This window comes from Paramagnetospirillum caucaseum (assembly GCF_000342045.1).
Lineage (GTDB): Bacteria > Pseudomonadota > Alphaproteobacteria > Rhodospirillales > Magnetospirillaceae > Phaeospirillum > Phaeospirillum caucaseum.
This window is the reverse complement of the sequence record NZ_AONQ01000006.1, coordinates 63821-84176: the sequence shown is the minus strand read 5'-3', so window position 1 is coordinate 84176 and position 20356 is coordinate 63821. Positions and strand designations below refer to the sequence as shown.

Below are 20356 nucleotides of genomic sequence, written 5' to 3'. Positions count from 1 at the left end.
TGATCGCAATTCATCCGTTGCCGTTCACTCCCCCGGTTCCGCCGTTGAGCCCGGCCGCCGGACACGTTACCCTAAGGACGTAGCCAAAGGGGGAAACAACCATGGCCATCGCCTGGGACGAAACGCTGAAGGTCGGCGACATCGAGATCGACGCCGACCACAAGGAACTTATCGGACTGATCAATGAATTCGAGGCCAAGGCCAAGGCGCCCGACGGCATCGACAAGCACGCCATTCAGGTTACCCTGGAACGGCTGCAGCTTTACGCCTACGACCATTTCGCCCGCGAGGAATACATCCAGGCGGTGGCCAAGTACGAGGGCCTGGAGGAGAACAAGCGCCAGCACGCCGCCCTCCGGAAGACGCTGGGCGACTACATCGCCAAGTTCAACGCCGGCCAGTACGCCGATCTGGCCGTGGCCGCCGGCGAGATGTCGGCCTTCCTGAACCACTGGCTGATGAACCATATTCTGGAAACCGACCTCAAGATGAAGGGCAAGATGAAGGTCGAGCAGTGGCGCTGATCCGGCCTCATACCATCGGCAGGGCTTCCGCCCTGCCGGCGGCGGCCTACCTGTCAGAGGCATCGAACAGGAGCGCCTGAATGATCGACCTTTACTACTGGACCACGCCCAACGGGCATAAGATCACCATCTTCCTGGAAGAGGCTGGCCTGCCCTACCGCATCAGGCCGGTCAACATCTCCACCGGCGAGCAGTTCCAGCCCGACTTCCTGCGCATTTCTCCCAACAACCGCATGCCGGCCATCGTCGATGACCAGCCCGCCGACGGCGGGGCGCCGCTCAGCGTGTTCGAATCCGGGGCCATCCTGGTCTATCTGGCGGAGAAATGCGGCCGTTTCCTGCCCGCCGATGCGCGCGGGCGGGCCGGGACGCTGCAATGGCTGTTCTGGCAGATGGGCGGTCTCGGCCCCATGCTCGGCCAGAACCATCACTTCGTCCAGTACGCCCCGGAGAAGATCCCCTACGCCATCGAGCGCTACGTCAAGGAGACCAACCGGCTGTACGGCGTGCTCGACCGCCGCCTGGCCGAAAGCGAGTTCATGGCGGGCGCGTATTCCATCGCCGACATGGCCTCCTATCCCTGGATCGTGCCGTGGGAACGCCAGGGCCAGAACCTGGACGACTTCCCCCACCTCAAGCGCTGGTTCCAGGCCATCGCCGCCCGCCCGGCGGTCCAGAAGGCCTATGCCCGCGCCGACGAGGTCAATACCCAGCGGGTGGTTACCGAAGAGGCCAAGAAAATACTGTTCGGACAGACGGCTAACACCCAGGGCAAATGATGCATATCAGCAACACCTTATGACCGGACAAACGGCAGTTACTAATATAACAAAAGTTATTTAAACAAGAAAATCTATACAAGTATAAAATATGCATCTTTATCGTCGTGATTTCATTGCCGAATATCTGGTGATATCCCCTGGTTCTTTTCAAACCACTCACCCTCCGATGTTTGACATCTGCCGCGCATTGCGATCTAGTTGCAGTGCAGCATAGGCGGTTTTACAACGCGAGGGCGGTGATGACGTGGCTTGACGACAGGCGGATCGGAACAAAAATCGGGTTGATCGTGGCGGCGGCCTTCGTGGGCATGTGCCTGATCTTCCTCGGCGCTCTCGACCTTCTGAACGGCGAGGTGCTGGCCGGACGCAAGGCCAAGGTCAAGGATCTGGTGGACAGCGCCGCCGGCATCGTCGGCGCCTACGAGGCCGAGGCCAAGGCCGGGCGGCTGTCCGAGGCCGACGCCCAGGCGGCGGCGCGGCGCGACATCGCCGCCCTGCGCTACGGCGACAACGACTATTTCTGGATTCACGATCTGGCGGGGCGGATGGTCATGCACCCCGTCCGGCCGGAACTGAACGGCAAGGACGTCAGCGACCTCAAGGATGCCGCCGGTGAGCCGCTGTTCGTGCGCATGAACGAACGGGTCAAGGCCAAGGGCGCCGACTTCCACACCTACGACTGGCCGAAGCCGGGCAGCCCCAGGCCGGTGCGCAAGCTGTCCTACGTCAAGCTGAACTCCGGCTGGGGCTGGGTGGTCGGCACCGGCATCTACCTGGACGACGTGGATGCCGCCTTCTGGTCCAGCGCCCTTTATTTCGGCGGCGGCGTCCTGGTGCTGACCGCCCTGGTCCTCGCCCTGTCCGTACTGGTGGCGCGACGCATCACCCGGCCGCTGGTCAACCTCGCCACGATCATGGACAGCCTGTCCAAGAAGGAGTTCCACCTGGAGGTCCCTGCCCTCGTCCGCCAGGACGAGGTGGGCGACATGGCCCGCGCCGTGGAGATCTTCAAGGAAGGGCTGATCCGCGCCGAGCAGCTGGCCGCCGAACAGCGCGAGGCGGAGTGGACCAAGGACAAGCGGGCCCGCGTCGTCGACAACCTGCTCAAGGAGTTCAACGAGGAGGTCACCGAGGCGCTGCAGGGCATGGCTGCCACCGCCGAGCAGTTGGAATCCACCTCGCGCGCGCTGTCGGAAACCGCCCAGGGCGCCTCGGCCCAGGCCACGGCGGTAGCCTCGGCCATCGAGGAAACCGCCGTCAACATGCGGACGGCGGCCAGTTCGGCGGAACAGCTGGCCCTGTCCGGCGAGGATATCAGCCAGCGGGTCGGCATCTCGGTGCGTGTCGCCGGCGACGCCTCGGCCGAGGCCGGCCGCACCACCGCCCTGATCAACAGCCTGGCCGAGGCGGTGGGCAAGATCGGTGCGGTGGTCGCCCTGATCAACGACATCGCGGCGCAGACCAACCTGCTGGCCTTGAACGCCACCATCGAGGCGGCACGGGCCGGCGACGCCGGAAAAGGGTTCGCCGTGGTGGCCAACGAGGTCAAGACCCTGGCCAACCAGACGGCGCGGGCCACCGACGAGATCGCCACCCAGATCGCCACCGTCCAGAAGGTCACCGGCGACGCGGTGGCGGCCATCGCCTCGATCTCGGACGTGATCGAACGCATCCGGGAAGCGTCGTCGGGAATCGCCGGGGCAGTCAACCAGCAGGACGAGGCCACCGGCGAGATCGCCGAGAACGTCCAGCAGGTTGCCCAGGCGACAACGGAGGTAAGTTCGAATATCGTATCTGTCAATCAGGCCGCCGAGCGGACCGAGCGGGTCGCCGACGAGGTGTTCGGAACGGCCAAGGACGTGGCGGAGCGGGCCAATACTCTTCGTAATCGGGTGGACACCTTCCTGACCAGCATCCGGGCATCCTAGAAATCGAGAGAAGCCGACATGAAATACGCGCTCAAGACCAACGGAAATACGGCCCAGTTGAACATCAGCGGGACTCTGACCTTCGCCGAGGCTCCCCTTTTCCCGAAGATCCTGTCCGAACTGGAAGCCGCCGGCAGCCTGAACAGCCTGGACATCCGCCTGGGAGACCTCAGTTTCATCGATTCCACCGGCATGAGCCTGTTCGTGCACATCTACGACGTATCGCAGAACCGCAACCTCAAGGTTTCCGTCCAGGGAGCCAGCGGGCCGGTGGCGGCGGCCCTGGAACGCGCCGCCTTCAAGACGCTGTTCGAGTTCAAGTGAGCCGGATCACGCCACCTCCCGCCATCGTCAGCCAGGCCCGGGGCAAGCGCGGCCTCGGGCGGTTCGGACGGCTGGCCGCCGCCGGATTGCTGCCGCTGCGCACCGACGAGCACGGCCACGCCCTGGTGCTGTTCGAGGGGGCCGGCGCGACCGGTATCGAGAATATCCTCTGTCCGCCGGCCGCCTGGGCCATCGACCTGGACTGCGCCTCGCCCGAGGATGGGCTGGAGCGGCTGCCGGCCCGCCTCCTGGTCCGGGCTTCCACCGCCGCCGCCGTCCACAACGATCTGGTCGGCATGATGGTCGAGGCCCTCGGCCAGCGCCTGCCGCACATGGATTCCATCGGAATCGACGTCCGGCTGGCCCTGCAGGAAGCGGTGAGCAATGCCGTCATGCACGGCAATCTCTGCCTGGACGGCCGCCTGCGCGGCAGCCGCGACGGGCTGGCCGCCTTCACCCAGGCCATGCAGCGCCGCCTTGCCGACCCCCGCTTCGGACGCCGGCCGGTGACCATCGCCGCCGACTGGAACCGGACCCATCTGGTGATCCGGGTCGAGGATCGCGGCCGGGGCTTCAGGCCGCCCGCCGTTTCCCTGCCGGTAGCGCCCGGCGCCTGCTGCGGCCGCGGCATCGGCCAGATACGGGATTTGTGCCAGCGGGTGTCGTTCACCAACCGGGGACGGCGCATCACCATGCGCTTCCGCCTTCCCGCCGGGGAACAGGCCTAACTAACTCAGCCGACCACCTGAACCCAGGTCACGTCGTCGGCGAACTCGCCCGGCGAGCGGGCGGCGAAGCCGGCCATCACCCGGACCACCGTTTCCGCCGGATCGTCGGCCAGAACCTCGCGGACCAGCTCCACCACCCATTCCTCGCCCAAGGGCGCGCCCGACGAATCGGCCGCGTCGATCAGGGCATCGCTGTAGAGCGACAGCTGGCTTCCCGGCGGAAACGGCATCACCGTGGTCTCGTAGCGGGCCGTCAGGCTGATTCCCAGCGGCAACCCGACACCGCCCACCAGATGCGGCGCGCCGCCCGGTTCCACCAGGATGGGGGCGGGACCGCCGGCATTGACCAGGGACAGGGTCCGCGCCCGGCAATCGATCACCGCCATGGTCATGGTGGCGAACTGGCCGCGCGGCAACAGCTGCTTCAGCGTGACGTTGACCTTTTCCAGCACGGCGCCGGGATCGCCCATCTGGGCCTCCAGGTCCTGGAGCAGCAGATGCAGGCGGAAGGTGTTGATGGAGGCCGCCACGCCATGGCCGGAAAAATCCACGGCGAACAGGGCGAGCCGGTGATCGTCCACCGGCACCAGACCCCACAGATCTCCCCCCAGTTCGGTGGAGGGGTTGAACACCGCATTGATGGCCAGGCCGTAGCGCTCCCGCGCCTCGCGCATGCGGTCTGTGCCGGGCAGCAGGGCGTTCTGCATGCCGCGGGCCATGCGCAAATCCACCGCCAGCCGGTCGCGGTAGCGGCGCAGGTCGGCCAGGGCCAGATGGCTGCGCAGATGGACCTCGACGCGGGCCACCAGTTCCAGGCGGTCGATGGGCTTGCCGATGTAGTCGTTGGCGCCGGCGGCGAACAGGGCGTTGCGGGTGGACTGGTCGACCACCGCCGACAGCACCAGGACCGGCAGGGTGCGGTGGCGCGGGTCGGCCCGCAATTCCTTGAGGAATTCCTCGCCGTTCATCACCGGCATCATCAGGTCGAGCAGCACGATGTCGGGGGTGAAGGATTCGACCTTGTCCAGCCCCTCGCGGCCGTTGCGGGCGCACTCCACCCGCTTGAGGCCCATGCTCTCCAGTACGGCGCAGGCGAAGACCCGGTTCATCTCGTTGTCCTCGACAACCAGAACCCGCGCCTCGGCCAGATTGACGGTCTGCTCCTCCAACGTATCCACTTGATCCTCCCTGACGCCAGGATAGCCATGCCCGGGAAAATCACCAGCGGAGATGACGCGTCCCGGCCGGCTTTTTCCCGCCGGGCGTCAACAAGGCCTTGACCTTGTCCCCGCCGTATTGGCAATCTTGTTGCGCCAGGACGCGGCTAAACAAAATAATTATGCGTTCGTATAGGAAGGCGAGCAGTAATCGGTAGGGCCGGAACCATTCTGGAACCGGTAATCGCCATTACTTGTCTGGGAGATTCCCGTGCTCGCCCGTATCGCCGACGCCCGTATCACCGTAAAATTCTTCATCGCCCCACTCCTTTTGGTTGCCTGCATCGTTGTGCTGGGCGCCGTCTTCCATGTGGCCATGGACAGGCAGGAACGGTCCATGGAGGGCATGGTCACCGTGTCCTTCGCCAACAGCCGCACCGCCGCCGAACTGGACGGCATGGCCGCCACCACCGAATCCAACATCTACCGCCTGCTGGGCTGGCAGGCGGCCAAGGAGGACAAGGAGCGGATCAAGGGCCTCGACACCCAGGTGCGCGCCGACCTCAAGACGCTGGGCGAGAAATCCAAGGCGCTGCTGGAATCCCTCAAGGCCGATCCGGCGGTGGCCAAGCAGGTCAAGGACTATGTCCTGGCGGCCGGCGACGTGCTCGACATGTACCAGAGCGACCACATGACGGCGCTATCCATGATGGGCGCCACCGAGCTGGAATATGACGGCCTGCGCACCAAGCTGCGGGATCTGGCGGAAAAGGCCGCCGCCAAGGCCGCCGACGATTACCGCGAGACCGCCGCCGCCGGGCAGAGCACCAAGATGCAGTACTTCCTGGTGCTGGCGGTGTTCCTGGGCGTGGGCATCGTGGTGACGCTGGTCATGGCGCGGCTGACCGCCAGGCCGGTGACCCAGCTGACCGGGGTGATGGGCCGTCTGGCCGACGGCAGCACCGACGTGGAGATTCCCTCCCAGGACGGACAGGACGAGGTGGGCGAGATGGCCCGCGCCGTGGCGGTGTTCCGCGACGGCATGAAGCGGGCGGCGGAACTGGAGGCCCAGCAGCGCCGCCAGCGCGAGCAGCAGACCGAATTGCTGGCCCGGCGCGACCGCATGATCTCGGAATTCAACGAAGCCATGGAAAAGATCATGGCGACGGTGAGCACCTCCATCGACCGGGTGCACAACCTGTCCAATTCCCTGCAGGCCAATGCCGAGCAGACCAGCTCGCAAGGCGCCGCCGTGGCCAGCGCCGCCGAGCATTCGGCCGCCAACGTCGCCACCGTGGCCAGCGCCGCCGAGCAGTTGGGCTCCTCGGTGCAGGAGATCAGCCGCCAGGTCACCGAGACCGCCAGCATCACCACCGAGGCGGTCAGCGGCATCCACGCCGCCAACGGCACCATGGACGGGCTGGCCGAGGCGGCGCGGCGCATTGGCGAGGTGGTGCAGCTGATCAACGACATCGCCGGGCAGACCAACCTGCTGGCCTTGAACGCCACCATCGAGGCGGCGCGGGCGGGCGAGGCCGGAAAAGGCTTCGCCGTGGTGGCCAGCGAGGTCAAGACCCTGGCCAACCAGACGGCGCGGGCCACCGACGAGATCGCCCAGCAGATCGCCGGCATCCAGTCCATCTCGGCCGAGGCGGTCAGCACCATCCGCAGCGTCGGCCAGACCATCGACCGGGTCAATCAGGTGGTGTCGTCCATCGCCGCGGCGGTGGAGGAGCAAAGCGCCGCCACCGACGAGATCGTCCGCTCGGTGCAGGAAGCGGCGTCGGGCAATGCCGAGATCACCCGCAACATCGCCGACGTGTCCAAGGCCGCCACCGCCACCGGCGAAATGGCGTCGGGCATGTTCAAGGCCGCCGACGAACTGGTGGAGGAGGCCGGCCATCTGCGCTCGGAGGTCGGCGGCTTCCTCGGCAACATGCGCCAGGGATAGCGAGCCCCATCATCCTGAGGCCGCCGTGGCGGCCTCAGGATGACAAGCCTGTCAGATCACTTGGCGTCGTATTCGGCGTGATAGGCGCCGAGACGCTCGACCTCGTTCTTCGAGCCCAGGATCACCGGCACCCGCTGGTGCAGGCCGGTGGGCTGGACCTCCATCATCCGGCCGCGGCCGGTGGTGGCGGCACCGCCCGCCTGCTCGATGATGAAGGCCATGGGATTGGCCTCGTACATCAGGCGCAGCTTGCCGCCCTTCTTGATGTTCTCGGAATCGGCGGGATAGAGGAACACGCCGCCCCGGCAGAGGATACGGTGCACCTCGGCCACCATGGAGGCCACCCAGCGCATGTTGAAATCCTTGGCCCTGGGGCCTTCCTTACCCTGGCGGCACTCGTCGATATAGCGCTTCACCGGCGGCTCCCAGAACCGCTCGCGCGAGGCGTTGATGGCGAATTCCTTGGTATCGGCCGAAATAGTCATGTCGGGATGGGTCAGCAGGAACATGCCGACATTGTTGTCGAGCGTGAAGCCGTTGACTCCGTTGCCGGTGGTCAGCACCAGCATGGTGGACGAGCCGTAGAGGGCGTAGCCGGCGGCAACCTGCTTGACGCCGGGCTGCAGGAAGGCGTCCTTGGACCCGGCGTCGGCGCCTTCGGGCAGCTTCAGGATGGAGAAGATGGAGCCCACCGAGATGTTGACGTCGATGTTGCTGGACCCGTCCAGGGGATCGAACAGCAGCAGGTACTTGCCGTCGGCGGCGCCGTGCACGGCGTGTACGTCCTCCATCTCTTCCGACGCCATGCCGGCATAGGACCCGCCCAGCGCGTTCATGTGCAGGAAGATGTCGTTGGCCAGCACGTCGAGCTTTTTCTGCTCCTCGCCCTGGACGTTCTCGGACCCGGCCACGCCCAGATTGCCGGCCAGCGCGCCGCGGTTGACCTCGTGCGAGATCATCTTGCAGGCGAAGACGATGTCGGTCATCAGCGCGGTGAACGAACCCGACCCGCCCAGGCGGCGCTGTTCCTGCAACAGGAAGTGGGTCAGCGTGATCCTCTTGTACGGCATGTCTTCCCTCTCTGGCTGGGCGGGGTTTCCCCGTCGTTGGGTGGCGCAAAGACTTAGCCGATACCGCCACGAAAATGCAATGCGAAGGTGGGGGCTTCTCCCCTTCCACCGGGTAGGATACGATCCCTTCCCCGCCGCCGAAGGAGCAAACGATGGCCGATCCCCTGTCCCCCGCCGACCAGACCCGCATCCGCGAGCTGGTGAGCGTTTTTGCCCGCATCGGCGAGGAGCGCATGAAGGATCTCGGCCTCTACAATCCCGCGCTTCAGGTGGAGGCGGTGGGCTTCCGCCAGTGGCAGGGCTGGCTGGCCGGCATCCTGGTGACCCCGTGGTTCATGAACTTCATGCTGCTGCCCGGCCCGGACACCGAGAATCTGGCCGGCGTCGAGCCGGGCTCGCGGCGGCGCATCGACCTGCCCAAGGGCCAGGTGGTGTTCGTGGTCGGCGAGGTCGAGGAGGTGGGCCCCTATCTCTCCCACTCCATCCACTCGCCCATGGGCCAGTTCTCCGACCATGCCGGCGCCTCGACCACCGCCTGGGCCGCCGTCGGCCCCTATTTCCAGGAGCCGGGCGAGGAGCCGCAGAGCGGCTGCGGCTTCGGCTGGGGCGTCAACAAGGGGCCATGAGGCTCGCCGCCGCCATCGTGCTCTTTTGCGCCCTCCCCGCCATCGCCGGGGAGTGGCGGCCCTGTCCCCAATGCCCCCCCATGGTGACCGTTCCGGCGGGCACGGCGATGATGGGCGACGACAAGGCCAGGTTCGCCAACGAGAAACCGGCGGTGCCGGTGACCATCCCCCGCCCCTTCGCCCTGTCGGCCACCGAGACCACCTTCGACGAGTGGCAGGCCTGCGTCGCCGCCAAGGCCTGCAAGGGCGGCCAGGACGATCATCAATGGGGCAAGGGCAAGCGGCCGGTGATCAACGTCACCTGGGACGACGCCCGGGCCTTCGCCGCCTGGGTGGGGGCCGGCAGCGGGCTGACCTGCCGGTTGCCCGGCGAGGCGGAATGGGAATATGCCGCCCGGGCCGGAACCCCCACCGGCTATTGGTGGGGCGAGGAGGCGGGCGACGGGCGGCTCAACTGCCGCGACTGCCTGGGCGCGGAGCCGCCCTACGGCTCCCGCCCGGCCCGAAGCTTTCCGCCCAACCCCTGGGGCCTTCACGAGATGAACGGCAACGTCTGGGAATGGACCGGCGACTGCTGGACCCCCGACCATGCCAAACCCGCCGCCGCCACCGGCTCCGCCTGCCGCGACAAGGTGATCAAGGGCGGCTCGTGGTACTATTTCTCCGCCATGTCGCGCGCCTCGGCACGGGCCAAGAACGACGCCACGGTATGGAGCTACAATATCGGCATCCGGGTGTTGTGCGAGTTGCCGGACGGCTTCACCCCTCCCCGTCCCGCTCCCTGAGATAGTCCTCGGTGGTCCGCGTGACGGGCGGCGCGGCGCCGGCCATGGGACGGCTGCCCTCCTCCAGCTGATACTGGGCGACCACGCGGCAATCCTCGCACATCTTGATGAGGTCCAGCTTGCCGGCGCCCTTGAACATGGCGTGGCCGCTCATGCGCTCGGTCATGCGCTCGATCACCGATTTCGAGGCGAAGGGCTTGCCGCAGCGGATGCACTCGTAGGGCTCCTCCTCCTTCAGCACCCGGCGCACCCGCGTGTCGGGGCCGAAGGCCAGCCGCGGCATCAGACTTACCGCCTTTTCCGGGCAGGTGACGCGGCACAGGCCGCACTGGACGCAATTGATCTCCAGGATGCCCAGCGACGGCTTGTCCGGGTGCCCCGACAGCGCCTTGGCCGGGCAGGCCGAGACGCAGGCCATGCACAGGGTGCACTTGGCCTCGTCCACGGCGATGGTGCCGAAGGGATCGCCGGGCTCCAGGGCCAGCACCTCCACCGGAGCGGGAGCATGGCGGTGCAGGTGGGCCAGGGCCAGGCCCAGGGTCTGCCGCTTGCCGCCCAGCACCAGGAATTCGGCGGCCGGCTCCACCGCCTTGGGCGCCCTGGCGGCGACCAGCGGCGCGATGGCAGCCGGATCGGCCTCCACCTCCAGCCGGACGCGGGCCGCCCAGCCCAGCCCCTCGGCCACCCGGTTGGCCAGCCTCGCCGCCGCGCGGACGCCGTCGAGATCGGCGCGCCGGGCCGGATCGGCCAGCAGCAGCACCGCGCCCGCCCCCTTGGCCAGGGCGGTCAGCAGGACGTCCGGCCCCAGCGCCGCGATGGCCGCCACCTGCATCGGGATCGCGTCGGCGGGCAGGCCGTCGCCGAAGCGGGCCAGCGCCGACAGAGCCTCGCCCCCCGCCTCCTCGTGAACCAGCAGCACGGGCGAGCCGCCGCCCGCCGCCCGATGGGTTTCCAGCAGCGCGCCGAGACGGGTGAAGAGGCCGTTGCCGGCGGGAACGTCGAAGCGGATGGCTCCGGTGGGGCAGACCGAGGCGCAGGAGCCGTGCCCGCCGCACACATGGGCGTCCACCGACGCGGCGTCGCCCAGGGGGCTGAGTGCCCCCGACGGGCAGGAATCGAGACAGCGGGTGCAGGCCACCTGCCCGTTGCGCGAATGGGCGCACAGCGCCGCATCCACCTTGATCCAGCGCGGCTTCTCGAACTCGCCCACCAGCGAGCATATCTCGGCCAGGGCGTGCTCCAGCGCCACCCGGTCGCGGGGATCGACCACGAACCAGCCGTCGCGCGGCGCCAGCAAGGCGGGCTGGCCGCTGAGGTCCAGCACCATGTCGGCGGCAAGCTCGCGGCTGCCCACATTCCCCTCGAAGGACAGCGCGCCGCGCGCCGATGGCGAGGCCCCGGCCAGATCGGCGACGTTCACCTTGAAGGCGCCGAGATGGCCCGCGGCGCGCAGCGGCTTGCCCCGGAACAGGCCCAGCGCCCGCACGGCGGGCGGCAGCAGGTCGGAATCGTGGCCGGGCAGCAGCAGGCAGGTGACGGCGCGTTCGGCCCCCAGGCGCCGGGCGGCGTCCAGCACCTCCTGCCCCCGCCCGAGGATCAGGACGGAACCCTCGCTGGTCAACGTCACGCTGGGCGTCGGCTCGGGCTCCAGCGCCGCCTCATTGATCAGGGCGGCGGTCTTCGGCGTGGCGCGGGCGGCCTCGTCCGACCAGCCGGCGCGGTCGCGGATATCGACGCATATGGGCTCCGGCGCCCCGGCGAGGCGGGCCAGTTCGGCGAACAGCGGCGCTTCCTGGCCGCAGGCCACCAGCAATTCCCCGCCCGATGCCACCGCCTGGCGGAAGGCATCGGCCTGGGAGCGGCAGAGTTGGAAGTACACCTGCTCCGGCGGCTCGGTCCCCAGGGCCTTGGCCAGGGCCTTGACGTCGAGGGGCATGGAGCCCTCGCACGAACACACCATCACCCGCTTGCCGCCGACCTTCATGTCCCTGCCTTCCTTTCTTGCCGCCGCCCATTGTAGGTCGGGCCGGGGCCGCATACTGTAAAGGCCAGGAGAACGATAATGAACGACAAAGACATGCTGGTGCGTCCCGACCCCGACGACAGGCGGCTCTACCAGACCGTTTCGGGCATCGACCACACCGGGGCGGAAATCCCCGCCGACATCATCAACGAGCGGCCGCTGACCATCTTCCTCAACGGCCGCGAGATCGTCACCGCCATGACCATCGGGGACTACCCGGACTATCTGGCGCTGGGCTATCTGCTGAACCAGAACATGCTGCGCGCCGACGACGAGGTGAAGGCCGTCGACTACGATGCCGAGATCGAGACGGTGGTGGTGCGCACCACCCGCCAGACCGATTACGAGGAGAAGCTGAAGAAGAAGATCCAGACTTCGGGCTGCGCCATGGGCACGGTGTTCGGCGACGTCATGGAGAAGTTCGAGACGGTCAGCCTGCCCGCCGACGAGCGTTTTCGCACCTCGTGGCTCTACGGCCTCGCCAAGGCCATCAACACCATGCCCAGCCTCTACCTCAAGACCGGGGCCATCCACGGCTGCGTGCTGTGCGAGGAGGACCGGCCGCTGATCTATATGGAGGACGTCGGCCGCCACAACGCCATGGACAAGATCGCCGGCTACATGTTCTGCCACGGCCTGTCCGCCCGGGGCAAGAGCCTCTATACCACCGGACGGCTGACCAGCGAGATGGTGATCAAGACGGTGCAGATGGGCATTCCGGTGCTGCTGTCGCGCTCGGGCTTCACCGCCTGGGGGGTGGAACTGGCGCGCAAGGCCGGCCTGACCCTGATCGGCCGCGCCAAGGGCAAGCGCTTCATCGCCCTGGCCGGTACCGAACGCATCGTCTTCGACGCCGACCCGTCCCAGGCCGCCGAGGAACCGGGGCACCTGTCGCGCAAGGGAAGCCGCGACGATGACTGACATGGTCCCGCCCCCCTCCAATGCCATCGCCGGGCTGATCCTGGCCGGCGGGCTGTCGCGGCGCATGGGCGGCGGCGACAAACCGCTGATCAGCGTCGGCGGCCAGAGCCTGCTCGACCGGGTGATCGAGCGCCTGGCGCCCCAGGTGGGCGCCATGGTCTTGAACGCCAACGGCGACCCCGCCCGCTTCGCCGACACCACGCTGCCGGTGGTGCCCGACGTCATCGACGGCTATGGCGGGCCGCTGGTCGGCGTGCTGACCGGCCTGGAATGGCTGAAGGACCACACCGTCGGCGTCGAGTGGATGGTCAGCGTCGCCGCCGACACGCCGCTGTTCCCCGCCGATCTGGTGGAGCGCCTGCACCGCGCCGTCACCGAGGGCGGGGCGGATATCGCCGTGGCCAGGACCGGCGACCAGGCCCACCCGGTCTTCGCCCTGTGGCCGCTGCGTCTGGCCGCCGACCTGCGCCGCGCCGTGGTCGAGGAGGACATGCGCAAGATCGACGCCTGGACCGAGCGCTATCGCGTCGCCCATGTGGAATGGCCGCTCAAGCCCCACGACCCCTTCTTCAACGTCAACACCCCCGAGGACGTGGCGCGGCTGTCCATGATCCTCGACGGCAGCCTGCCCGCCGAGCCGCCGCTGCTGGCCGAGACGGGAATCGCCGTTCTGGTGGAGCGCCGCGACGGCGCCACCCAGTGGATCACCGATTCCTGGCGTCCGCTGGAGGCCCTGGCCGACGTGCCGGGCGGCGCCCCCTGGACCATGCTGCGCCGGGGAGAAGGCTTCGAGCATTATCTGGCCACCGGGGTGAAGGTGGCGCTGCACCGCTCGGACCTCACCTCCTACCGCTACAATCTCGGCGGACTGGAGCCCCGGCTCTACGTGGTGCTGCGCCTGACCGGCGATTCCGACCGGCCGGTCAAGGTGGTGATGGCCACCATCGCCCCCGACGAGGCCCAGGCCATGAGCGAAAGCGGCGAGGACATGGTGGACGGCATCCCCCTGCCGCCGGAGCTGTTCCACTGGGCCATGGCGTTTTGCGCCTGCCATCCGCCGGACGAGCCCATGCGCAAGAGGAAGCGCGACAAGCTGGATTCCGACAAGGTGTTCGGCGCCAAGGGACGGTCATGAGCGACGAGCCCTTCCTGGCGCGCTGGTCGCGGCGCAAGCTGGACGCCAAGAGCGAACAGCCCCCGCCCGAGCCCGCGGCGGTCCAGGCGCCGGAACCGGTCCCGGAACCGCCTCCGCCCCCCGAATTGCCGCCGGTGGAATCCCTGGGCAAGGATTCCGACTATTCCGCCTTCCTCAAGGCCGGGGTGCCGCAGGAGTTGAAGCAGGCGGCGCTGCAAAAACTGTGGGAAAGCGATCCCGCCCTGATGGCGCCGGAAGTCATGGACCTGCACATGGGCGACTACGCCACGCCGGTCGCCGAGGTGGTCAAGACCGCCTGGCGTCTCGGCAAGGGCGTGCTGGACGCCGCAGAACTGGCCGCCGAGGAAGAGGAAAAGGCCAAGGCGGAAACCCCGCCCGCCCCACCTGAAAGTGATTCTTGATCGCTCTGCGTTTTTTACCGCAATCAAGTAATTTTCATACAATATAATACAGCATGAAAATACCTAAATAAGCATTGCCGTTAATTGCTGTGATGCAGCAATGAAAATCTCCCCTATACCCATGGAATTACAGCCTTCTACTCCCGATCTCCTTGACTGGTCCCACCACTTTACGGATGATCAACTGATTGCCATGGGAGATGGCCAAGGTTTCGGCACCATATCGAAACCATGGGAGGAGAGATGAAGGCGGTGACGGCACTCCAAGGTGTAGCCGAGGACGACTTCCTTCGCGCGCGATTTTACGGTTTGCTGGCAACCCTGCTGGTCGCCCCGCCGCCGGAGGAGTTGCTGCGCCGGCTGGCCGCCATGGGCGCCGATTCCACGCCGCTCGGCACCGCGCTCGGCCAACTGGCCGAGGCCGCCGCCACCGCCGATGCCGACAGCGTCGCCGACGAATTCGCCGCCCTGTTCGTGGGGGTGACCGGCGGCGAGATCATGCCCTACGCCTCGTGGTACCTGACCGGCTTCCTGCACGAGAAACCGCTGGCCGAACTGCGCCAGGACATGATCCGCCTGGGCATCGAGCCCTCGCCCGGCGTGGCCGAGCCCGAGGACCATGCCGCCTCCCTCCTCGAGATGATGCAGGGCCTGATCACCGGCCTGTTCGGCGCGCCGCTGGCCCTGCCGGAACAGAAGATTTTCTTCCAGGCCCATCTGGGCAACTGGATGCCCCGTTTCCTGGGCGATCTCGACAAGGCCCCCTCCGCCCGCTTCTACCGCGCGGTGGCCGGGATCGGCCGCGTGTTCCTGGAGATCGAAGCCCAGGCCTTCGCCATGGTGGATTGATGGAGAGCGAGATGACGACCGAGAGCCCCGAATCCCAAAGCTCCGAAAGCAAGACCATCCTCAGCCGCCGCTTCCTGCTGAAGGGCGCCGTGCTGTCCGCCGGAGCGGCGGGCGCCGCCGCCGCCGGGGTGATCGGGACCGGCCAGGACGCCCAGGCGGCGGCCGAGACCCGCAACGGGGCCGGCTACCGGGAAACCGAACACGTGCGGCGCGCCTACGAAGCGGCCGGCTTCTAAGTCCAAGGGAGGCAAGCATGCTGATCAAGAAGCGCGATGGCGAAGCCCGCAAATCCGCCCTGTCGGAAACCCTGGCCTCGGTGGCCGGCGGCGCCATGGACCGCCGCGCCTTCCTGCGCCGCTCCGGCCTGACCGCCGGCGGGGCCGCCCTGGCGGGCGGCATCGGCGCCGGGACGGTGCGCAAGGCCGACGCCGCGCCCTCCGCCCCCGATCCCAAGGCGGAAATCAAGAAGTCCATCTGCACCCACTGTTCGGTGGGCTGCACCGTCAACGCCGAGGTGGTCAACGGCGTGTGGGTGGGCCAGGAACCGGCCTTCGACAGCCCGCTCAACCTGGGCAGCCACTGCGCCAAGGGCGCGGCGGTGCGCGAACACGCCCACGGCGACCACCGCCTCAAATATCCCATGAAGCTGGAGGGCGGAAAGTACAAGCGCATCTCCTGGGAGCAGGCCATCACCGAGGTCGGCGACCGCCTGCTGAAGATCCGCGAGACCGCCGGCCCGGATTCCGTCTACTGGCTGGGCTCGGCCAAGTTCTCCAACGAGCAGGCCTATTTCATGCGCAAGTTCGCGGCGCTGTGGGGCACCAACAACGTCGACCACCAGGCCCGCATCTGCCACTCCACCACCGTCGCCGGCGTCGCCCAGACCTGGGGCTACGGCGCCATGACCAATTCCTACAACGACATCCATAACTCCAAGGCGATGTTCTTCATCGGCTCCAACGCCGCCGAGGCCCATCCCGTCGCCATGCTCCACATCCTCAAGGCCAAGGAGCAGAACAAGGCGCCGCTGATCGTCTGCGACCCCCGCTTCACCCGCACCGCCGCCCATGCCGACGAGTTCGTGCGCATGCGCCCCGGCACCGACGTGCCGCTGATCTGGGGCATCATGTGGCACATCTTCGAGAACGGCTGGGAAGACAAGGAGTTCATCAGGAAGCGCGTCTGGGGCATGGACCAGGTCAAGGCCGAGGTCGCCAAGTGGAACCCGGAGGAGACCGAGCGGGTCACCGGCGTGCCCGGCGCCCAGCTGAAGCGGGTCGCCCAGATCCTCGCCACCCACAAGCCCGGCACGGTGGTGTGGTGCATGGGCGGCACCCAGCACACCGTGGGCAACGCCAACGTCCGCGCCTATTGCAACCTGCAGCTGGCGCTGGGCAACGTGGGCGTGGCGGGCGGCGGCACCAACATCTTCCGCGGCCACGACAACGTCCAGGGCGCCACCGACATGGGTCTGGACGTCACCACCCTGCCGGCCTATTACGGCCTGGCCGCCCCGGCCTGGAAGCACTGGGCGCGGGTGTGGGGGCTGGACTACGACTACATCAAGGGCCGCTTCAAGACGCCCGAACTGATGGAGGCTCCCGGCATCCCGGTGTCGCGCTGGTATGACGGCGTCAACGAGGCCAAGGAGAACATCGCCCAGCCCGAGCCCATCAAGGCCATGATCTATTGGGGCCACGCCCCCAATTCCCAGGTGCGCCAGCCCGAGCTGAAGAAGGCCATGGAGAAGCTGGACACCCTGGTGATCATCGATCCCTATCCCACGGTGTCGGCGGTGCTGCACGACCGCACCGACGGGGTCTACCTGCTGCCCGCCGCCACCCAGTTCGAGGTGGACGGCTCGCGCACCGCGTCGAACCGCTCGATCCAGTGGAGCGAGCGGGTGATCAAGCCCATGTTCGAGTGCAAGGGCGATCACGAGATCATGTATCTGTTCGCCAGAAAGTTCGGCTTCGCCGCCGAATTCACCAAGAACATCAAGGTCGAGGGCGACGTCCCGCTGATCGAGGACATCCTGCGCGAGATCAACCGGGGCGCCTGGACCATCGCCTATACCGGCCAGTCGCCCGAGCGGCTCAAGGCCCACATGGCCAACCAGCAAACCTTCGACAAGACCACCTTGCGCGCCGTGGGCGGCCCCTGCGACGGCGATTATTACGGCCTGCCCTGGCCGTGCTGGGGCAACGCCGCCATGAAGCATCCCGGCACGCCCAACCTCTACGATTCCTCCAAGCCGGTGAAGGACGGCGGGCTGAACTTCCGCGCCCTGTTCCCGGAATACAAGGGCGAGAGCCTGCTGGCGGTGGATTCCTGGCCCGAGGGCTCGGAACTGCCGGCCGGCCATCCCGGCTTCACCTACGGCATGCTGAAGAAGCTGGGCTGGGACGTGGACCTGACGCCCGACGAACTGGCGGTGATCCAGAAGATCGGCGGCGAGAAGGCCGACGACGTGGCCTGGACCATCGATCTGTCGGGCGGCATCCAGCGCGTGGCGGTCAAGCACGGCGCCGCGCCGTTCGGCAACGGCAAGGCCCGCGCCGTGGTGTGGAACTTCCCCGATCCGGTGCCGCTGCACCGCGAGCCGCTGTACACGCCGCGCCGCGATCTGGTGGAGAAGTACCCCACCCATGCCGACAAGAAGATGATGCGCCTGCCCTTCCTCTATAAGTCCATCCAGGACAAGGACGTGTCCAAGGAATTCCCCATCATCCTCACCTCGGGGCGTCTGGTGGAGTACGAGGGCGGCGGCGACGAGACCCGCTCGAACCCCTGGCTGGCCGAACTGCAGCCCGACATGTTCGTCGAGGTCAATCCCTTCGACGCCAACAACGCCGGATTGCGCGCCGGCGACTATGTCTGGGTGCATGGCCCCGAGGGCGGCAAGGTCAAGGTCAAGGCCCGCATCACCGAACGGGTGGGACGCGGCGTGGCCTTCATGCCCTTCCACTTCGGCGGCTGGTTCCAGGGCAAGGACCTGCGAAGCAAATACCCGGAGGGAGCGGCGCCCATCGTGCTGGGCGAAAGCACCAACACCGCCCAGACCTATGGCTACGACTCGGTGACGGCCATGCAGGAGACGAAAGTCACCCTGTGCCGCATCGAGAAGTTCCAGGCGTAAGGAGGAACCACCATGGCCCGCATGAAATTCCTCTGCGACGGCGAACGCTGCATCCACTGCAGCGGCTGCGTCACCGCCTGCAAGAACGAGCACGAGGTGCCCTGGGGCATCAACCGCCGCCGCGTCGTCACCTTGAACGACGGCAAGCCGGGGCAGAAGTCGCTGTCGGTGGCCTGCATGCACTGCTCGGACGCGCCGTGCATGGCGGTCTGCCCGGTGGATTGCTTCTACCAGACCGGCGACGGCATCGTGCTGCACAACAAGGATCTGTGCATCGGCTGCGGCTATTGCTTCTACGCCTGTCCGTTCGGGGCGCCGCAATACCCCTCCACCGGCAATTTCGGCGGACGCGGCAAGATGGACAAGTGCACCTTCTGCGCCGGCGGCCCCGAGGCCGACCATTCCAAGGCGGAGCTGGAAAAGTACGGCCGCAACCGCATCGCCGAGGGCAAGCTGCCGCTGTGCGCCGAGATGTGCGCCACCAAGGCCCTGCTGGCCGGCGACGGCGACATGGTCTCGACCATCTATCGCGAGCGTGTGCTGGCCCGCGGCTTCGGCTCGGGGGCGTCGGGCTGGAGCCAGGCCTATGGCGAGCAGAAGCGCGAACGGGCCCGCGAGGGCGCCGGCGCGCCCAAGGACAAATAGCCATGCGCCCGCGCGCCCTGGCCACCGTGCTGCTCTGCCTCGTCGCCCTTGCCGGCTGCAAGGGTGACGAGACCGGGCGGCAGATCAAGCTGGACAAGGGGACCTATCTGGGCCTCCGCGACGGCGAGATCGCCCCCGCCACGAGGGCGGCCCTGCAGCAACGGATCGCCGGCCAGTCGGACGGCATCGCGCGGCTGACGGCCAACGGCGTCATTCCCACCGGCGAGGCGGCCCCGTCGGGCCGCATCACCGGGCAAAAATTCTAAAGGGGAGGCCTCGCATGAGCCGAACCATCCTCGCCATCCTGCTGCTGGTTCTCGGCCTCGGCCTGGCCGGTCCCGGAAAAATTGGCCCCGCCCTGGCCGCCGGCAGCGACGGCGACGTCACCAGCGCCGCCCAGTCCGACCGCATCACCGAGCCGGATTCCTGGCGGGCCATCCGCCAGGGCGAGGCCGGCTATATCGGCGGCCAGCCGGCGGCGCGCGGCGTGCTGATCCAGTCCGAGGGCGAAATCTGGCGCAATGTCCGCAACGGCAAGCTGGCGGTCTGGGCCGGCTGGCTGCTGGCCGGCGTCACCCTGGCCATCGCCGCCTTCTACGTCATCCGCGGCAAGATCATGATGGAGGGCGGCCCCTCGGGGCAGACCATCCTGCGCTTCAACAAGATGGAGCGCGTCGGCCACTGGCTGACCGCCGGCTCGTTCCTGGTGCTGGCGCTCACCGGCCTGAACCTGCTGTTCGGCCGCTGGATCATCGAGCCCTGGCTGGGCAAGAGCCTGTTCTCCTGGATAAGCTGGGCCGGCAAGTGGCTGCATAACATCGCCGGCTTCGTCTTCATCGCCGGGCTGGTGATGATCTTCTTCCTGTGGGCCCGGGACAATCTGTGGGACCGCTACGACTGGGGCTGGATCAAGGGCGGCGGCGGCCTGTTGAAGAAAGGTGTCCATCCCCCCGCCGCCAAGTTCAATTTCGGCCAGAAGACCCAATTCTGGATGGTCATCCTGGTCGGCGCCCTGGTGTCGTCCACCGGCCTCAACCTGCTGTTCCCCTTCACCATGGGCGATATCCACGCCATGCAGGTGATGCATCTGATCCACACCGCCCTGGCGGTGGTGATGGTGCTGTTCATCCTGGGCCACATCTATATCGGCACAATCGGCATGGAAGGCGCCAGCACCGCCGTCACCACCGGCTATGTGGACCGCGAATGGGCGCGCGAGCACCATGCCGCCTGGGTCGAGGACGTGGAAAAGCGCGAGCCGAAGGCGGCGGAGTAGACTGCGGGCGGGACGCCCGCGCTCGGAAAATCCGTGTCTCGTTGGAGCGCGGGTGTCCCGCTCGCCCTCTT

20 protein-coding genes are annotated in these 20356 nt (G+C 67.3%); 17 read left to right on the top strand and 3 right to left on the bottom strand.

The features are described from left to right. Positions 1–101: 101 nt before the first annotated feature. The 5 genes from H261_RS03970 to H261_RS03950 all read left to right on the top strand — a co-directional run bounded on the left by H261_RS03970 (position 102) and on the right by H261_RS03950 (position 4286). Positions 102–524, top strand: coding sequence for a bacteriohemerythrin (locus tag H261_RS03970; RefSeq protein ID WP_008614555.1), 423 nt, complete (start codon positions 102–104; stop codon positions 522–524). Positions 525–604: 80 nt separating this feature from the next. Then, a complete protein-coding gene (locus H261_RS03965; RefSeq protein WP_008614553.1) occupies positions 605–1303 on the top strand; it encodes a glutathione S-transferase N-terminal domain-containing protein in 699 nt (232 codons plus the stop codon). A gap of 242 nt (positions 1304–1545) precedes the next feature. After that, the gene (locus tag H261_RS03960; RefSeq protein ID WP_040475674.1) at positions 1546–3234 is read left to right on the top strand and encodes a methyl-accepting chemotaxis protein; all 1689 of its coding nucleotides are present in this window, start codon (positions 1546–1548) and stop codon (positions 3232–3234) included. An 18-nt stretch (positions 3235–3252) separates the two neighbouring features. Then, positions 3253–3558 carry an STAS domain-containing protein gene (locus tag H261_RS03955; RefSeq protein WP_008614550.1) on the top strand — a complete coding sequence of 102 codons (306 nt, stop codon included), beginning with the start codon at positions 3253–3255 and terminating at the stop codon, positions 3556–3558. Then, the gene (locus H261_RS03950; RefSeq protein ID WP_008614549.1) at positions 3555–4286 is read left to right on the top strand and encodes an ATP-binding protein; all 732 of its coding nucleotides are present in this window, start codon (positions 3555–3557) and stop codon (positions 4284–4286) included. Before H261_RS03955 ends, H261_RS03950 begins: the two co-directional genes overlap by 4 nt. 5 nt (positions 4287–4291) lie before the next feature. Here H261_RS03950 and H261_RS03945 read toward each other — a convergent pair whose 3' ends face one another. After that, complete coding sequence (locus H261_RS03945; protein ID WP_040475673.1) at positions 4292–5464, bottom strand: PP2C family protein-serine/threonine phosphatase; 1173 nt, start codon at positions 5462–5464, stop codon at positions 4292–4294. Positions 5465–5714: 250 nt separating this feature from the next. Between H261_RS03945 and H261_RS26475 the strand changes: the two genes are divergently transcribed. Beyond that, complete coding sequence (locus tag H261_RS26475) at positions 5715–7394, top strand: methyl-accepting chemotaxis protein (RefSeq protein ID WP_008614547.1); 1680 nt, start codon at positions 5715–5717, stop codon at positions 7392–7394. A gap of 56 nt (positions 7395–7450) precedes the next feature. Here the strand turns inward: H261_RS26475 and H261_RS03935 are convergent, their stop codons facing one another. Further along, the gene (locus H261_RS03935; RefSeq protein WP_008614546.1) at positions 7451–8464 is read right to left on the bottom strand and encodes a class 1 fructose-bisphosphatase; all 1014 of its coding nucleotides are present in this window, start codon (positions 8462–8464) and stop codon (positions 7451–7453) included. 152 nt (positions 8465–8616) lie between these two features. Between H261_RS03935 and hybE the strand changes: the two genes are divergently transcribed. Both hybE and H261_RS03925 read left to right on the top strand, forming a co-directional pair. Then, on the top strand, positions 8617–9090 hold the full coding sequence (gene hybE, locus H261_RS03930) for a [NiFe]-hydrogenase assembly chaperone HybE (RefSeq protein ID WP_008614545.1): 474 nt from the start codon (positions 8617–8619) through the stop codon (positions 9088–9090). After that, complete coding sequence (locus tag H261_RS03925) at positions 9087–9875, top strand: formylglycine-generating enzyme family protein (RefSeq protein ID WP_008614544.1); 789 nt, start codon at positions 9087–9089, stop codon at positions 9873–9875. The genes hybE and H261_RS03925 overlap by 4 nt, the downstream gene beginning before the upstream one ends. Here H261_RS03925 and H261_RS03920 read toward each other — a convergent pair. Next, complete coding sequence (locus H261_RS03920; protein WP_008614541.1) at positions 9850–11859, bottom strand: 4Fe-4S binding protein; 2010 nt, start codon at positions 11857–11859, stop codon at positions 9850–9852. The genes H261_RS03925 and H261_RS03920 overlap by 26 nt on opposite strands. A 78-nt stretch (positions 11860–11937) precedes the next feature. Here H261_RS03920 and fdhD point away from each other — a divergent pair, with 78 nt between their 5' ends. From fdhD to H261_RS03875, 9 genes are all read left to right on the top strand, one after another. Beyond that, positions 11938–12819, top strand: coding sequence for a formate dehydrogenase accessory sulfurtransferase FdhD (gene fdhD, locus H261_RS03915; RefSeq protein WP_008614537.1), 882 nt, complete (start codon positions 11938–11940; stop codon positions 12817–12819). Continuing rightward, the gene (mobA, locus tag H261_RS03910; RefSeq protein ID WP_008614536.1) at positions 12812–13954 is read left to right on the top strand and encodes a molybdenum cofactor guanylyltransferase MobA; all 1143 of its coding nucleotides are present in this window, start codon (positions 12812–12814) and stop codon (positions 13952–13954) included. The genes fdhD and mobA overlap by 8 nt, the downstream gene beginning before the upstream one ends. Then, a complete protein-coding gene (locus tag H261_RS03905) occupies positions 13951–14376 on the top strand; it encodes a DUF3306 domain-containing protein (protein ID WP_008614535.1) in 426 nt (141 codons plus the stop codon). The genes mobA and H261_RS03905 overlap by 4 nt, the downstream gene beginning before the upstream one ends. Before the next feature lie 309 nt (positions 14377–14685). Next, positions 14686–15225 (top strand): TorD/DmsD family molecular chaperone, encoded by a 540-nt coding sequence (locus tag H261_RS03900; RefSeq protein ID WP_008614534.1) that lies wholly within the window; start codon positions 14686–14688, stop codon positions 15223–15225. A gap of 11 nt (positions 15226–15236) precedes the next feature. Further along, positions 15237–15461 (top strand): hypothetical protein, encoded by a 225-nt coding sequence (locus tag H261_RS03895; RefSeq protein WP_040475684.1) that lies wholly within the window; start codon positions 15237–15239, stop codon positions 15459–15461. 17 nt (positions 15462–15478) lie between these two features. Beyond that, positions 15479–18364, top strand: coding sequence for a formate dehydrogenase subunit alpha (locus tag H261_RS03890; RefSeq protein WP_008614528.1), 2886 nt, complete (start codon positions 15479–15481; stop codon positions 18362–18364). 12 nt (positions 18365–18376) lie between these two features. Next, positions 18377–19009 carry a formate dehydrogenase FDH3 subunit beta gene (gene fdh3B, locus H261_RS03885; protein WP_008614526.1) on the top strand — a complete coding sequence of 211 codons (633 nt, stop codon included), beginning with the start codon at positions 18377–18379 and terminating at the stop codon, positions 19007–19009. Positions 19010–19011: 2 nt separating this feature from the next. Next, complete coding sequence (locus tag H261_RS03880; protein WP_008614518.1) at positions 19012–19275, top strand: hypothetical protein; 264 nt, start codon at positions 19012–19014, stop codon at positions 19273–19275. 14 nt (positions 19276–19289) lie between these two features. After that, complete coding sequence (locus H261_RS03875) at positions 19290–20285, top strand: formate dehydrogenase subunit gamma (RefSeq protein WP_008614517.1); 996 nt, start codon at positions 19290–19292, stop codon at positions 20283–20285. Positions 20286–20356 lie beyond the last annotated feature (71 nt).